The following is a 15,932-nucleotide window of genomic DNA, read 5'->3' on the forward strand; positions in this document are numbered from 1 at the left end:
CTCTAATGAGTTCTTTTTTTATAATAAAAATTATCTTAATCGGGTTCTTGTAAATCATCTTCTGCTTGATAAGCTTCCTGACGAATATGTTTTGCATCTTGCTGATTTGGATTATCTTTATAATCATAAATCTTTTGATTACGAACTAAGTAACGATCTAATTCTATTTGAATTTCTTTAACCACATATTTTCAATCATCTGTTACTACAAACGATGCATCTAATGCTTTTTGCAATTGAGGATCTGTTTTTAATCTTGCTTGATATTTTTTTCAATAATATGTGTAATATCAAATAATAGCAAAAGTAATCATTCCAATAATATAAACTACTTGTAATGTGTTAGAAACAATAGTAGCAATCGATTTTGAAGCATCAGTATTTAAGTCACTAATTGCACTGTCATATGACCGTCCTAAGTCAACAAAGAATTGCACAAATTGTCAAATTAAGAATATTAAGGCTAATGACCAAGCTATCATTTCTCAAACTTTTACCCGCATTTTCTTTGTAAATCCTAACTTTAAGGCAACCATAATCACAAATGAATAAATGATAATCATAATTAATGATGCTTCACCTGTGATAGCAGCATATGAGAAAACAGCATTACCTCCCGTTGCTCCCTGGATAATATCGGGAATAAATAATCAAATCATCGCAAAGATAAAAGTAATAATTAAATTTAAGAAAGAAGCTTTAAATGGTATCCCATCCTTATTTAATTCTTGATATTTACTTGGCATTAAACCTTCAATCGCAAATGGTTCTAAAATTGCTCCTGAATATAATGCATTTTGCATTCCTGCATTTGCTTTTAACGAAATCGTACAAATTAACATAATAATAACCCCAACATAATAAACTCATTGACCAACATGTTTTCCAAGTAAACGAAAAATCTGTAAATTCGGGTTATTAGTAAAAGATCCAGCAATCGCCCCTAACATTAAAATTGTGATAAGGACATAGAAAATAATTGCTAATGTCATTGTTCAAATAATACTACGGCCAATATTACGTTCAGGATTCCGAACATTTTTCCCAATTGTGGCATAGGTTTCAAATCCTAAAAAGAAAAAGAAACAAGAAGTAAAAGCAATTGAAAAATTAGTCGAAGTTAATGTCGTATACTTTGAACTAGCATTAACATCTCAGGCCGAAGTACCATTAATAGCAAACAAAGTAATTAAGGCAATAATTAATAACACTGTTGACCCTCATTTAATATAACTAGAAGCATTTAAATACCGTTTTAATAATCGCATTCCCAAAAATAAACTACACGACACTAACATGTAAACAACTATCCCTATTCCATCTCAAATTAAATTGGCTCAATTTCCTAAAAGACCTTTCGTATCAAGAAAGGTCCCTGACCCAACAAAATTTAAACGAACCATTGACACAATTTGTGATGTGACAATGATTGGTAATGTTGTATATTGTAAAAATGAAATTAATCATCCTCAAAATTTACCAAAATTTGTTCGGACATAAATATAACTAGCCCCATTACCAGCGGGATGAACTTGGGATAACTTATTAAATGCTCAAGCACAAGTACCAGCTACTAATCCTCCCACTAAGAAAATTCAAATCATATTCATTCCTAAAAACTGTCCCGTTTGATCAGCTTCTGAAAACATCATTGTTGCATAAACAGATGTAAAAGCAATCCCACAAGTATAATTAAATCCTAATCATACTAATTCTGGCAAATTAAATTTCTTACTTTCAACCGTTGTCCTTTTTTGTTTTTTCATTTTTTCATAGCCTCTTTTCATTTTTAAAAGATAAAAATATCATATTCTTTTTTTGCAATATTTTCTACAAAATTAATACTATTTATTAAATTTCTTTTGTTTTTTTTCTTGTTTTTTTAATTTCCGCAAATTATTCGCTTGAATTAACGGAACATTTGTAACTCTTTCATTCCCATTAAAAATAATTAACCCTGTAATTAAACAAAATACTGGCCCAACAATTCAAATTCAAGTAAAGAACATTAATACAATCATTAATAAAGCTCCTGAAATACGAGCGCCAATTTTGCCACGTAGAGCAAAAACAAAACAAATAATAAATCCAATCAAAACTCAGAAAGAAACAAAAACAAAAGCAATTATTACTGGGGAATCAAGACTATATTTGTTAATAATTTCAAGTCCGTGTGCTGTTTCAAAAATCTCAATATCACTAGTGACAGAAACTGCATAAAAAATATTAAAAGCAAGATTAAAACATAAAACAATAATCCCAATAATAAATCCAACAATTGTAACCTTATTAGTTCGCATGATATATTGAATTGGGACAATCTTCACATTCTTATTCCGATAGTAACGAAAATATAATACATTATTAATAAAAATATAAAAGTACTGTAAAGATACTGCCACAACACAAATTGTAACCATTGCTGTTGCCACCATGAGATCACCGTTAGGTTGGAAATAATTTAAAAAGAAATACGGAAATAAGGTGGCCGGAGCTTTACCATCAAAATGCCGATAAGTACCACGAAAAAGAATAATAACTAAGTACAATAGCATATATAACATAATTAATCATAAATATTTTTTATGATGATTTTCATAGTGATAATAATGATCACCTGCTGTTAAAACATAACTTGTAATCATTGTTATTGGCATAATTAAATGCAAAATAATTGTTGCAACTCAATTATATAGATGATATTGTCGGGCTTGATCTTTTTGTCCAACAATCCCGACTCAAAAAACTAACATTGTAATAGTAATATATGTTGTAACTGCTAATTGAATAATATAATGTGGTTTTGTATTTTTAAATTTTGATTCAAATAAATATAAGAAAAAATATAACGCCACAATATAATTTGTTTGTGTTGTAAAAAATGAATAATAATTTGAAACACGTTCCCCATAACCTAAATGGGCAAACTTTGGTTGCGGATAATAAATCGCCATTATTAAATCAAGTAATAGAAATGAGCTTAATAAAATTAACATTGCTAAACGTAAATAAAAATGTACCCGGGGATTCCAGTTAAACATGTAAAAACTCCTTTAAAATCAATATAATATAGTATATATTTTAGTCTCTTTTGTTGAAAAGCACAAGTAAATATAATAAAAATTAAAGGCAAGTCATCTTCGCATTCGTAATTGCCTTTATTAAGTCATTTCATTTAGAATTATCGTCGCAATTGAACAAATAATATTAAATTTATTGAAAAAAATCTTTATGTTTGTAAAAAGTGATAAAATTATATTTGATAAAGAGGAGAATTTAAAATGTTTAATTTTAACAATGAGAAATTAAACCAGCTAGTTGTGAGTTATATTAATTACAACATTGACCCTAAACATGAAAAAGATGTACAAATAACTAAACTTGATAACAATAATTCATTTTATCAAATTGATACTCGTAAAATAAAAGATAGTATTAATGGCGTTATTAGTTCACATTTAGCGACATCAGAACAGTTTGCTAAAGCCGGAGAAATTATTGATGAATTTTATGTCGAAAAAACACCATTCGTTTGATGTACTATTACAATTGATAATAGTCAAGGCGAACGATCATTTTTTGAAAAAAGCGGTTTAACTCATTTACGAACTGGTAATGGAATGTTAATGGATTTAACATCCTTTACTATAACAACAGAACCATTAGAAAATGAAAAATTTATTACGGCGACTGATTTAGAAGCAATAAAAGAAATTAATGATACTAAAATTACTAGTGCCAATAATCTTAAAATTATTAATGATAAGGATTTACCATTAAAGGATTTACCAACACCAGCTTTCAATGATAATTTTGAACAAGCTTGTAACCTTTGTTATGTTGCAACTTTAACAAAAGATGATGTTCCAATTGTCACTGGTATTATTTATTTTGAAGCTGAAATTGCTGTGATTGGCGAAATTATTTGTCATGATGACAATGATTCGAATAATGAACAAAAAATGTTAATCCATTTATTAACACAAGCCCAAAAAGCAAATTATAAAAATGTGGGAATTGTTACTCCGATTGAGAAAATAACAGCATATCAACAATTAGGATTTGAACCACAAGATTTATATTTCAATACTTATGTAATGCATTATTCAAAATAATGCATTTTTTTATTTCAATAAAAATTTAGAATCTTTTAAAAAAAAGTAAACCTTATATAAGGTTTACTTTTCCATTAAAAATTGTCTTCGGTAGGAATTGCATTTTGTTCAATAGCATCACGCATTAAAAAGGGATTATTATGTCCTGGTAAAACATGCCATTTTGGTTCTAGGTTAGTAATTCGTCGTAATTCTGTTACAAAATAATTATCATTACACATTGCTCCAGTATAACCCGGACTTGTTTTATCTGGGATTAAACTTGCTCCAGTTGTTACTAAATTTAATGCTTTAATTCGTAGCATTTGTGTTCCCGCCGTATGGCCAGGAATATGAAACACTTCTATTTCATATCCAATTTCTTCAACAACGGTATCACCACTTAAATAAACAAGATTTGTTAAAGGATATACAACTCCAGGCCCCATAATGTCACCAGTTGCATCATCAACTTTGTGCTGTGATAACAATCGTAAATCAATTTTTTGAATATAAATTTTTAAATCGGGATATTCTTCTAAAACATCATTAATTCCATCATAGTGATCAATATGACCATGCGTAATAAATAACGCTTTTAAAATTAAATTTTTTTGTTTAATATATTCCATTGCCTCTTTTGCTGCATTTGATGCATCAATCATAATTGCTTCATTTTGATCATTAATAATTAAATAAACATTTTGATTATCATAGGTTGCATCTACAAAGTTTTTCATTTTTGCCATTACTTAATCTCCTTTCCTCTTAATCTTCTGTTTCAGTAAACTCTTCAATAAAAAAAGAGTTTGTTTCAATATAATTTAATAAATCTTCAATTAAGAATAAAATATCACTAATATTATTCTGATCTAGACCTTTAATTTTCATAATATTCATCACATATAACTTTTGTAATAATTCATACCCTTTATCTTTATTTTCAATCCGATATCCAAATCAACGAACAATTCCCAATGCCATACCACCTAATAAATGACTTAAAAAAGCTTTTATATTAGGATTATCAATATTCTTATCATAAAAAGTGGTACGAATATAATTAGTTTTAATTACTTCAGAAATAATTGTTAATAATAAATTCGCATAATCCGTAATGGTAATAATGTTTTCACCATATACTTGAATTTCATCATCTATTTTAACAAAAACATTCATAATCCCTTTATATAATGCTTTAAAAGAAACAACGTCTTTTAATTCATTATTATTTGGAATCATATCATGATAACGTTCAAAGCCAATTTTTGTTCCTCATACTGCGGCTGAATAAATACTTTCAAAAACCTCTTGTGTTGGACGATATCATTTAAAGCGCAAAATAATTTTAGGATCGGCAACCCCTGTTTCCTTAGCTAAAACTTCTTGAGTTAACGCCATTGCTTTCTTATAATTTAATTTTGCATCTTTTTTTGCTAAGATTTTTATTACATATGTTTTCTCCATAAGACTTCCTTCATTTTCTTCATTCTACTCTTGACATATTATAACATTTTTTAATTAAAAAGTCTTGTTTCAGAGCATAAAAAAACCCACATCTAAGTGGGTTTTTACTTTATTTATAAAAACAAAGTCTTAGTTAACAAATGAAAATTCACGTACACTGTAACGCATTTTTCCAGTAAAACTATTAAGATTTTTTCGATAAGAAATGACAACTGATTTAAAATTATCTAAATTAAATTCTGCATTAAATTTTTCTGCTAAATCATTTCATACCACACACTGAGTTTCTTCACCATTATCTAAAACTCAAAATTCACATAAATCTCTTGTTTGGCCGTCTTTACCAGTTACTGTTTTTAAATTAGGTTGTTTATCTGCTAATAAAAATTTTTCATCATTAATAATATCATCAGATCTTTTCGAAAATTTTGGATTCGGTCTATTATTATACACTTTCACGGTCCTCCTTTCTCTTATTCAAATGAATACTTAAAATCATACCTTATATTTTAATTGAAAAAAAGAAAGATTTAATATATTGTCATATGAACAAAACTATTATATCATTAAAATTATTATTAAAAAAATTATTTTGCAAAAGATTCATCTTTTTTAACCAAATCACTATCTTTTGATTGCTGAGAACGGTATTTCTTTGAAATTAATTTTTTGGCCAATCATTTTTTTAAATAATACAGGGGATAACCACTCAGCATTACTGCTAAAACAATAATACAATTCCATAATTCTCACATATTACCTGTTATCTTTTCATAATAATACATTGCTAAAATTGATCCAATAAAAGTAACTATACAAGCACTCAAAGCTAAAATAACCAAAATAACAAAAAGTGGTTTTCGATAAAGTGGCTAATAATTTGGATCTTTATGCCGTAAATATATCAAACTAATCATTGTAATAAATTTTAAAATACTAACAGCAATAATAAAATAATTCGTAACATTAAATAACGATGTTCATAAAATATAAATAATTGCTAATCCCACCAAAAATAGAATTGCCAAGTATGGCATATTAGTTCGTTTTGTTGTTTTTTGAAAAAAAACAAAAAAGTCTTTTTCCTCACTCATTTTAAAAATTAAACGCGAATGATACACTAAAAACGAATTTAATGATCCGACAAAAATAAAAATTGCTAAAATAGAAAATAAATAATTTAAGACTGGTGGAATTGTTGGATTATTACTAATTGCATAATACCAGACATTATTAAATCCCGTTGAACCTAATCATTGGTGTGGTTTATTAATTGTTAATAAACCAATTGCTAAAATAATATATAATAAAACGATTGCAATTGTGGAAATAATCATTGCCCGGGGAATATTTTTCCGCGGATTAATGATTTCACCACTAACATAAATAATTGCTTCCATACCAGAATAAGCAAACATTGTCATCGCAGTTGCTGGTAATAATAAAAAAGATGAAAGGTAAATTTGACTTAAATTTTTATTAATTGTGTCATCAGTAAAACTAGCAGTATTACCATAAATCATTGCAATAATTAAAACAAAAACAATTGGAAATCCTTTTAATAAAGCAAAAACAATTTGCGAATAACCACTACTTTTTTTAACAAAAACTTGCATAACAACTAAAATTAATAAAATTACAATTCCAAACAATTTCCCATATCATTCATTGTTTAGATTAAATAATGTAATTAAAATATTACCCAAAGCTAAACATGCCGTTGCAACGGCCGTAGCACTAACAAATAATACCATTATTCAACCAAATCAAAATGAACAAGCATTTCATTTAGCTCGTTTAATTCAATAATAACTTGTCCCATTTTCCGGATAAGAAGTTGCTCCTTCAGATAATAATAACATTTCTGGTAAAACCAATAATCCCCCTAAAATTCACGCAATAATAATTAAGATTGGATTAAATTGAGCTTGAAAAGCAACCTGACCAAACGAAACTAAAATCGACGAACCTAAGGGTGCTGATATTGCCAAAGCTAAGATTTGTCAAAAACCATATTTTTTTTGTAATTTCATCCTTATTTCCTTTCTTGTTTAGTTAAAAATGCTTTAATAGCGGCTGTATAAATTTGATGTCCCTTTGAAATTGCTTCAACATGGTTAATATTCAATAATGAGACTAATTGACTTTGTCCTTTTGGTTCATCCTTAACTTTTTGGTTAAAGAATTCTTTACTCATGAAATAAGGAACAAAATCATCTTGTTCCCCATGAAAAATTAACATAGGGAAATCCTTTAACCGTTTGGTTTGTTTTAATAAATTATATTTTCGTAAATTAAAACCAACTTCCTTTTTAAATTTTTTTACCAAACCAAAACTAATTAATCATCATGGATGTTGACACCGATATTGCATAACATAACGAAATTGCACTAATAGATTGCTAAAGCCACAATCACTAACTGCTCAATGTACAAGCGGATTTTGATAACCTTCATCAATTAAATATTTTGTCAAACAAGCAGCACCCATACTATTTCCAATTAAACCCACTTCTTCAACAGCATAATTATCTTGTAATCATTGAATTACATCCCTTAAATTTTGGGCATTTAAATAACCAATCCCCGTATATTTCCCAGCACTTAAACCATGTGCAACACTATCAAAAGTTAAAATATTATACCCTTGTTGATAAAAATAAAACACTTGTCGTAATCCTAAATACTTATTTTCTGTTCAGCCATGTAATCCAATCACTCATTTTTTTGACTTAGAATTTTGTAAATAAAGAGCACTAATTGGTGCTTGCTGACGATTTAAAATTGTTACCGTTTGCATCGCCGCTATTTCTTCTGGTTTAAAGACAAAATCAAATTGATCTAATTGTTTCGCAATAACATCTTGGTAATATCCATCAAAACTATTAAAATCAAATGTTACTGTTCCAACATTCATCAGCCCTGTTCGTTGATAAGTTTGGGTAAATTTAAAAAATTCTTTAACATATTTCTTTGATCAGAAATAAATTAATGGAAATAATAATATCGTCAATAAAATTCGTCATCAATTAAAACAAAATTTATGATAACCGCTGTTTAATGTTTCTTTACTCGGTGTTTTTGTAATTACTTTCATTGATTTTTATTCCTTTTTTAAAAATGGTCTTTTTAACTTTAACAAAAGTCTTACAAAAAGACAATTTAAAACATTATCTTTTACGTAAAAAAAGTTAGCTAAATGGAATTTATTGCTAACTTTAAAAAGAAAAATTTTTAAGATTTGCCAAAAACTACTGTCTCAATCATCTTTGCAATTCCATCATGGTCATTATCTTCCGCAACTAAATTAGCAACTGCTTTAACATCATCGGGAGCATTTCCCATCGCAACGCCAATTTCCGCTCACTTTAACATTGCCACATCATTATGTTCATTTCCAAAAGCCATAACATTTTTAGCTGTTAATTGGTATTTTTTACAAATGTGCGCAATACCACTAGCTTTATTAATGTGGCGACTAGTAATTTCTAATGCTGAACGGTCACCACGAATTTCTTGTGAAATTTCAATGGCATTCTGCCACTTTGCAACAAAACGATTAATATCTGAAGTATAACTACTAATATATATTTTATTAACATTAACATTAAAATTATTTGTATATAAACAAGCTGTTACTTCATCTTGACCTGCTATAAAAGATGCTAAATAACGTTTTGTTATCTTATCTTCAAACCCCTTACAATGTAATAACATTTTATTAAATGAAGAATGATCAGCATCAAACATAATTAATGTATCTAAATCAAATGCAAGAACATCCGCATAAAGATCACGTAATAGTTCCTGATCAAAATAATCACAAAATAAGATTTCTTCCGTCGCATTATTGGCCACAACCGAACCATTTAAACTAACAGTAAAATCATTGACATCAGTTAATCCTAGATTTTTTACTATATGTCTTGTCTGATACAATGGTCGCCCGGTTGCAATTACTAACTTAATATTTTGTCTTGCCAAACCTTGTAAAACTTCTAATGTATATGGAGACATTTCTCCCACTGAATTTAATGCTGTCCCATCTAAGTCAACAGCAATCAATTTAATATCTGTCATAATCCTCATACTCCTATATAAAATAATCTTAATCTATTTTCTATTACTTGTAAAAGATAATATTAAAATTAAAAGATTTATTTATTATTTTTATCTCTACCAACTAAATTAACCAAAAAAACTAATTGTGAAATTATTTCCCAAATAAAGTTTTTAGTTTATAATTAGTCCATAAAGCACCACGCTTTCATTAGATTTAGCGGTAAACATTGCGAAATGTTTTGAAAAGGGAATTGAGTTAATATTCTCAAGCTGTCCCAGCAACTGTAATGATGATGAACATTGTATTTACTCACTGAAAAGATTTTTTTGGGAAGAGACAATTAGTATGGATAGGTTAAGATAAATTGGACAACAATAATGTAGAGTAAATATTTATAATTAAATTACAATGGAGGTGTAATTATGGCAAAGAATCATTATACCGATGAATTTAAGCAACAAATTGTTGGTCTTTACAAAATGGGTCAAACTCCTGAACAATTAGCCAATGATTACCAAATTGGTAAATCTACTGTTTGGAAATGAGCTCACCAATTTAGTAACTCGGACTCATTTAAAGCTAAAGACAATAGAACGCCAGAAGAAAACGAATTAATTCAATTACGTAAAAAAGTTAAACAATTAGAAATGGAAAATGACATTTTAAAGCAAGCAACACTGATAATCGGCAAAAAATAGCAATCATTAAAAATAACAAAGCAAAATATCCAATTATTAATTTATGTAAAACATTGAAATTGGCTAGATCAACATATTACTATCAATTAAAAGCAAATAATCCCAAGAATAATCAAAACATTGATAATGCTGTTATCAGTATTTTTCTAAAAAGTCGTAAAAATTATGGAACAAGAAAAATTAAAATCATGCTAGCTCAGCAAAATATTATATTATCTCGTGTAAAGATTAGTAAAATAATGAGAAAATATAACTTAATTTCAAATTATACAAAAATCAAATACAAACATTCAAATACAAGCAATGTTACATATAAATATAATAATTTATTAAATCAAGAATTTAATAATTATAAACTACATGAAGTTGTTGTCAGTGATTTAACATATGTTTTTATTAATAATAAATGATATTATGTTTGCTTTCTAATTGATTTATTTAATCGTGAAATTATTAGTTATGATGTTAGTTTACACAAAAATGCAAAATTAGTTAAAAATACCTTTAATAAACTTAACTTTACATTAAATGATATTAAAATATTTCACACTGATCAAGGTAGTGAATTTAACAACAATCTTATTTATAACTTTTTAACTAAAAATAACATTCAAAAGTCTTACAGTAAACCAGGTTGTCCTTATGACAATGCTGTTGCGGAATCAACATACAAAATTTTTAAAACTGAATTTATTAAAAATAATAAATTTAAAAACATTGAGCAGTTTAAATTAAAATTATTTGATTACATTAATTGGTACAATAATATTCGAATTCATAGCAAACTAAATTATTTAACACCAGTAAAATACAGAAATTATTACTCTACATAAAATTTGTCCAAAAAACCCTTGCCATTCCAAGTAAAATGATTCTAAGCCAGTAGACCTGCCGTTATCTCTTAGGAAAATGAATATCCCTGGGATTGTGATATTTGTGAGTAAATAATTTATTATCGATAAATAATAGTTTATCTCTCATAAATAGAATAATGCTTTTTCGCAAAATTAAGTTTTATACCTATTTTTGAAAGGAATTATCAAAATGAAAAACTTCTTATGAAAAAAATATTTACGTTATCTCTTACCAGCCTTAATACTTTTAACCGCTATTGTTTTAAACCTTTATTATATTCCAAAATACTACCAAGAACGTCATAAGAACAATTTTCAAAGTAGTTATGTCGTTACAATTCTTGGACAAAAAGAAGATTTTAGTGTTTATTTTACAAAAGGTTTAAATGTTAAACATCTTAGTACTCTTGCTGATGTCTTAGTGAACTATCCTACTGACTTTGGATTAAAAATTAGTGCAATTGGAACTTTTGTCAAACGGGTTGGAAAAATTGAATTAGACCCGACGGTTAAATACTTTAACATTCAAAGCGGTGACAACAGTCAATCAGATGCTGAACATATCCATAAGAATTGTCACGGTCCAAATAATTCTTGTAATGTTGGAATTGATCTGCTGGCATTAACACCAAATACTGACAATGTCTTTCGTTTTGTTATTAGCACAGTAATTTAATCCTAGAAACGAGTAAGTAACGATGAAACAAATAAAAAAGGACGATATTTGACCCTCAACCCTAAAAGTAACCTTAAAAATGACCGTAATTGCTTTATTTAGTGGTTTAACATTAGCCTTAAAAATTGCCTTTGCTTTTTTACCAAACATTGAATTTGTTACTTTCATCTTAATGTTTAGTATCATATTCTTTACAATTGAAGTCGGCTTTGGGATTATTAACGTTTATTGTGCATTAAATATGGTTTACTTTGGTGTTGCCGACTGAAGCATTATGTACTTTATTATTTTTAACTTATACGGCGTAATTATGCTCCTTTGTAAACAATTTGTTTACTGGTGATGATGAATGATGATTATTATTTGTGGTTTAATGGGTTATTTATTTGGATCATTATATGCGATTCAAACGGCTGTCTTGTACGGGCCAAATGTTGGCTTAGCATATTGAATTAATGGTCTTGTCTTTGATGCCATTCATGGCACCGGGAATGCCGTTATTTGTGCCATAATATATCCAATTATTTATAAATTAATGCAAACGTTATATCCAAAATGACCGTACTTATTTAATAAAAAATTTGTTAAATACATTCAAAAAAATAACTCCCAAGAAGTTTCAAAATCACAAGGGGAAACTAATAATGAAAAAATACCAGCGGAATAACTGGTATTTTTTCATTATTGGGTAATAATTACAAATTTATTTTAAATCTAACTGGTTGATATTAACTTATTTTTATTTAAAATAATCAACAAGTAGTAAACAATTATTACATTAATATATAACTTTTTCATCTTTACTGATTAATAACATAGAATTTTAATTAAAAAAGATACCCTATTAAACTACGCAGCTTATCTCTTTTTAAAATAAATTTATAATTACTATATATACTATACTCTTTTTTTGTAAGAAATAAAATATTATTTCTAATAAAAAAATATTTTATTATAAATTAAAAAAGCAATGATAATTGCTTTTTTTAATATTATAAACCACATTTCAATTGAACATTACAATTATTACATGTAACACAGCCACCAGCATCAATCATTGTCCCTTCTTTACAAATTGGACAAACGTTTCCTACTTCGGCACCAATATTACGGTCTTGATTAATCCCCCGAAATTTACCAACAGTTTTAACATCTTCTGTTAATTTCTTATTAGGACGGTTATCAACTTCAACTCCTAAATCATCTAAGTTTAATTGTTCTAAGGCAGGATGGTTTTCATCTGTTGTTAATGATAAGACTTGTGAATCACGTGAACCATCAACATAAACAGTTCCACCTTTAGCGCCACCTTTATACAATCGCGTATATATTTTTTCAACATCTTTTACTGAATAACCCCGCGGAGCATTAACAGTTTTTGAAATTGATGAGTCAACTCACCGTTGAATAATACATTGTGTATCAGCATGATCTTCGGGAGCTAAATCCATTGCCGCAACAAAAATATCTGGTAAAGTTTCAACTGTATATTCGGGATTATATTTTAATCATTCATCCACAATTTTAGCATTAACTTCAATGTTTTTCCCTAATCGTCCCGAACGATAGAATTTGAACCCAAAATATGGTTCTAATCCTGTTGAAACACCAACCATTGTTCCTGTTGAGCCAGTTGGGGCAATCGTTAATAAGTGTGAATTACGAATCCCATATTTTAAAATGTCTTGTCGAATATCTTCTGGCATTTTTTTCATATATCCTGTTTCAATAAATTTTTCTCGCGATGATAAGAATGGGAAAGAACCTTTTTCTTGTGCTAATTTAATTGATGTACGATAAGCTTCTATCGCAATTAATTCAAAAATCTTATCAACAATTTCATTTCCGACTTTGCTCCCATAACGAACACCATGGAAAATTAACAAGTCATGTAATCCCATTACTCCTAATCCAACTCTTCGTTCCCCTAACGCTTGTTTTTGGTTAGCATCTAAGAAATATGGTGTTGCATCAATTACATCATCTTGCATTCGCACGCAAGTTTGAACTGTTGCTTTTAACTTATCATATAAAATTTCTTTTGTTGCTTTGTCAACAAAATTAGCTAAATTAATGGCCGCTAAATTACAAACCGAATAAGGTGCTAAGGGTTGTTCCCCACAAGGATTTGTTGCAACAACTTTCATTCCATATGCTTTAGCATTTGTCATATCATTCGCCGCATCTAAGAAGAAAATCCCTGGTTCAGCGGAATAATTACCACAGAAATTAATTAAATCTCATAAATCACGCGCACGCATACGATAATATGTTTTAACTTTATATCCCATTGCTTTTCATTCATTAATATCCCCAATTTCCGATCATTTTTCATCATAAAAAGCTTTTTCTGCTTTAGTATAATTATCTAAGTCCGGAAATTGTAATTCCCATTCAGCATCAGCTTCCACTGCTTTCATAAATTTATGCGTTAAAGTTACGGAAATATTTGCTCCCGATAAAAAGGCTGGATTATTAACTTCTCAAGTCCCACCTTCTTCTAACTTAATTCGTGCTTCATTAATAACACGATCATTACCAATTGCAGTTTCATTATTTAAAGCATATTCATAAAGATTACGGTCTAAGTCCGACAATGGTACAAATTTAATTTTCCGACTTGCTTCATCCCGAATTAATTTATCTTTTGAATTTTCTTTTAATCATCGCAGAATTTTTGAGTTTTGCATTTTGGAAATAATAAACTCAATTAAATCTGGATGTCAATCCGCCATCATAATCATTTGGGCACCACGACGTGAGCCTCCTTGTTCAACTAAATGTGTCAAAGTTGATAAATCATTTAATCATGAGACAGCTCCTGATGAGCGACCACCGACACTTTTAGCAACTGTTCCACGGGGACGTAAGGTTGAACCATTGGTTCCAACCCCTCCACCATGCGACATAATCTCCATAACCTCTTTTCGATGAATTGAAATCCCTTCGCGTGAATCTTTAACGAATGGCATTACAAAACAATTAAAAAAGGTAACATCACTATTGCTACCAGCGCCATATAATACGCGGCCAGCTGGTATAATATTTAAATTTTTTAATTCATTAAAAAACTGATCACGATAAAAATCATGTTTTTGCTCATTTTTGCTAAGTGCATTCCCAACCCTTCAAGCAATTTGCTCATAAAATATTTCTAACGGTTTTTCAACCATATGTAAGTTTTTTCTAATTATATTATTTGAGTTATTAATTAATAAATCGGGATCAATACTATGGGCATAATCATCTTCAATTTTAATATCAACAGTATCATGTTTTCGATCAACAGCAACAACATTCCCAATTCCTCGACTAGGGAATCAACCATCATCTTTAATTACTGTTAATACTAAGTCATTAGCTTTCAATGTTTTTAATTCATTATCTTTTTGTGCATAACGATCAAGCACAACCATTCTTGAAACTCCATCAAAAACCATTTTATAATCTTCTTCAATTTCTTTCAAATGGGGAAAATGTTCTCTAATATCCTTATTTAAACTATTAATTAATTCTTTTGAGTACATCTTGTTTCTTCCTCCTTATTCATTCCATTCCTCTTGTCATAGACATAAAATAAGTATACCAAACTTTATTATTAAATTAAGGTCCTGACCAGAAACAATGCAATTTAAACCTAATTTTGAAAAAAACTCTTAAAATCAGTTTATTTTGTGGAAAAAAAAAGACGCCAACAATAAGTTGTTTTGTCTCTTTCTATCTTAAATAAATTTAATTTATATCACGGGGCGGGGACTAATACATCAATTAAAATCTCCCCTGCTTGCAAATTTGTTTTAAAATTTGTTTTTGAATTAAATAAAATTTTGTTTCTGTTAAATAAATTTAGCCATTATAGTGTTGGTAAAAAAATAGCTATTAATTAAAGACTGTACCTAAGAGCAATCAGATGATGATTATCCCCTGCTTTAATGTGGCGCATTATTATTATTTAACCCTCGACTTTCGCCAGATCACAAAACTTGCAGATTAACAGCCCTTTGAATATAATAAACCTTGTTTTTTAATAATGTTGTAATTTATTTTGATAAATTATTATTGTCTAATCTAATTGTCAAT

General features: G+C 28.4%; 15 protein-coding genes and 1 riboswitch. Of the genes, 5 read left to right on the forward strand and 10 right to left on the reverse strand.

From position 1 onward, the window contains the following. Window positions 1-35: 35 nt before the first annotated feature. Together ACQH24_RS05585 and ACQH24_RS05590 are read right to left on the reverse strand one after the other, a co-directional pair. Window positions 36-1,766 carry an APC family permease gene (locus tag ACQH24_RS05585; RefSeq protein WP_425379635.1) on the reverse strand — a complete coding sequence of 577 codons (1,731 nt, stop codon included), beginning with the start codon at window positions 1,764-1,766 and terminating at the stop codon, window positions 36-38. Between the two features lie 78 nt (window positions 1,767-1,844). Then, window positions 1,845-3,041: a hypothetical protein gene (locus ACQH24_RS05590; RefSeq protein ID WP_425379636.1), complete on the reverse strand. Its 1,197-nt coding sequence runs from the start codon at window positions 3,039-3,041 to the stop codon at window positions 1,845-1,847. Between the two features lie 240 nt (window positions 3,042-3,281). On the opposite strand from ACQH24_RS05590, the gene ACQH24_RS05595 reads away from it, so the two are divergent. After that, window positions 3,282-4,115, forward strand: coding sequence for a hypothetical protein (locus tag ACQH24_RS05595; protein ID WP_425379637.1), 834 nt, complete (start codon window positions 3,282-3,284; stop codon window positions 4,113-4,115). A 74-nt stretch (window positions 4,116-4,189) separates the two neighbouring features. Here ACQH24_RS05595 and ACQH24_RS05600 read toward each other — a convergent pair whose 3' ends face one another. The 7 genes from ACQH24_RS05600 to ACQH24_RS05630 form a co-directional block, all read right to left on the reverse strand. Continuing rightward, the gene (locus ACQH24_RS05600; protein ID WP_425379638.1) at window positions 4,190-4,843 is read right to left on the reverse strand and encodes an MBL fold metallo-hydrolase; all 654 of its coding nucleotides are present in this window, start codon (window positions 4,841-4,843) and stop codon (window positions 4,190-4,192) included. Between the two features lie 19 nt (window positions 4,844-4,862). Further along, on the reverse strand, window positions 4,863-5,561 hold the full coding sequence (locus tag ACQH24_RS05605; RefSeq protein ID WP_425379639.1) for a hypothetical protein: 699 nt from the start codon (window positions 5,559-5,561) through the stop codon (window positions 4,863-4,865). Window positions 5,562-5,690: 129 nt separating this feature from the next. Continuing rightward, window positions 5,691-6,014: a hypothetical protein gene (locus tag ACQH24_RS05610; RefSeq protein WP_425379640.1), complete on the reverse strand. Its 324-nt coding sequence runs from the start codon at window positions 6,012-6,014 to the stop codon at window positions 5,691-5,693. 134 nt (window positions 6,015-6,148) lie between these two features. Beyond that, on the reverse strand, window positions 6,149-6,388 hold the full coding sequence (locus tag ACQH24_RS05615) for a hypothetical protein (RefSeq protein WP_425379641.1): 240 nt from the start codon (window positions 6,386-6,388) through the stop codon (window positions 6,149-6,151). Between the two features lie 45 nt (window positions 6,389-6,433). Then, window positions 6,434-7,594 carry an APC family permease gene (locus ACQH24_RS05620; protein WP_425379642.1) on the reverse strand — a complete coding sequence of 387 codons (1,161 nt, stop codon included), beginning with the start codon at window positions 7,592-7,594 and terminating at the stop codon, window positions 6,434-6,436. Window positions 7,595-7,596: 2 nt separating this feature from the next. Then, window positions 7,597-8,658 (reverse strand): alpha/beta hydrolase, encoded by a 1,062-nt coding sequence (locus ACQH24_RS05625; RefSeq protein ID WP_425379643.1) that lies wholly within the window; start codon window positions 8,656-8,658, stop codon window positions 7,597-7,599. A gap of 137 nt (window positions 8,659-8,795) precedes the next feature. Then, on the reverse strand, window positions 8,796-9,641 hold the full coding sequence (locus tag ACQH24_RS05630; protein WP_425379644.1) for a Cof-type HAD-IIB family hydrolase: 846 nt from the start codon (window positions 9,639-9,641) through the stop codon (window positions 8,796-8,798). A gap of 183 nt (window positions 9,642-9,824) precedes the next feature. Further along, a riboswitch (cobalamin riboswitch) is annotated at window positions 9,825-10,011 on the forward strand. Window positions 10,012-10,046: 35 nt separating this feature from the next. On the opposite strand from ACQH24_RS05630, the gene ACQH24_RS05635 reads away from it, so the two are divergent. The 4 genes from ACQH24_RS05635 to ACQH24_RS05650 all read left to right on the forward strand — a co-directional run bounded on the left by ACQH24_RS05635 (window position 10,047) and on the right by ACQH24_RS05650 (window position 12,519). Next, window positions 10,047-10,322 (forward strand): transposase, encoded by a 276-nt coding sequence (locus ACQH24_RS05635; RefSeq protein ID WP_425379385.1) that lies wholly within the window; start codon window positions 10,047-10,049, stop codon window positions 10,320-10,322. Between the two features lie 41 nt (window positions 10,323-10,363). Beyond that, window positions 10,364-11,155, forward strand: a complete 792-nt coding sequence (locus ACQH24_RS05640) for an IS3 family transposase (RefSeq protein ID WP_425380682.1) — start codon at window positions 10,364-10,366, stop codon at window positions 11,153-11,155. Window positions 11,156-11,366: 211 nt separating this feature from the next. After that, window positions 11,367-11,852, forward strand: coding sequence for a hypothetical protein (locus ACQH24_RS05645; RefSeq protein ID WP_425379645.1), 486 nt, complete (start codon window positions 11,367-11,369; stop codon window positions 11,850-11,852). Window positions 11,853-11,874: 22 nt separating this feature from the next. Continuing rightward, the gene (locus tag ACQH24_RS05650; protein WP_425379646.1) at window positions 11,875-12,519 is read left to right on the forward strand and encodes a hypothetical protein; all 645 of its coding nucleotides are present in this window, start codon (window positions 11,875-11,877) and stop codon (window positions 12,517-12,519) included. Between the two features lie 325 nt (window positions 12,520-12,844). On the opposite strand, the gene ACQH24_RS05655 is transcribed toward ACQH24_RS05650, so the two are convergent. Continuing rightward, window positions 12,845-15,379: a vitamin B12-dependent ribonucleotide reductase gene (locus ACQH24_RS05655; protein WP_425379647.1), complete on the reverse strand. Its 2,535-nt coding sequence runs from the start codon at window positions 15,377-15,379 to the stop codon at window positions 12,845-12,847. Window positions 15,380-15,932 lie beyond the last annotated feature (553 nt).

This window comes from Spiroplasma endosymbiont of Stenodema calcarata (assembly GCF_964031205.1).
Lineage (GTDB): Bacteria > Bacillota_I > Bacilli_A > Mycoplasmatales > Mycoplasmataceae > Spiroplasma.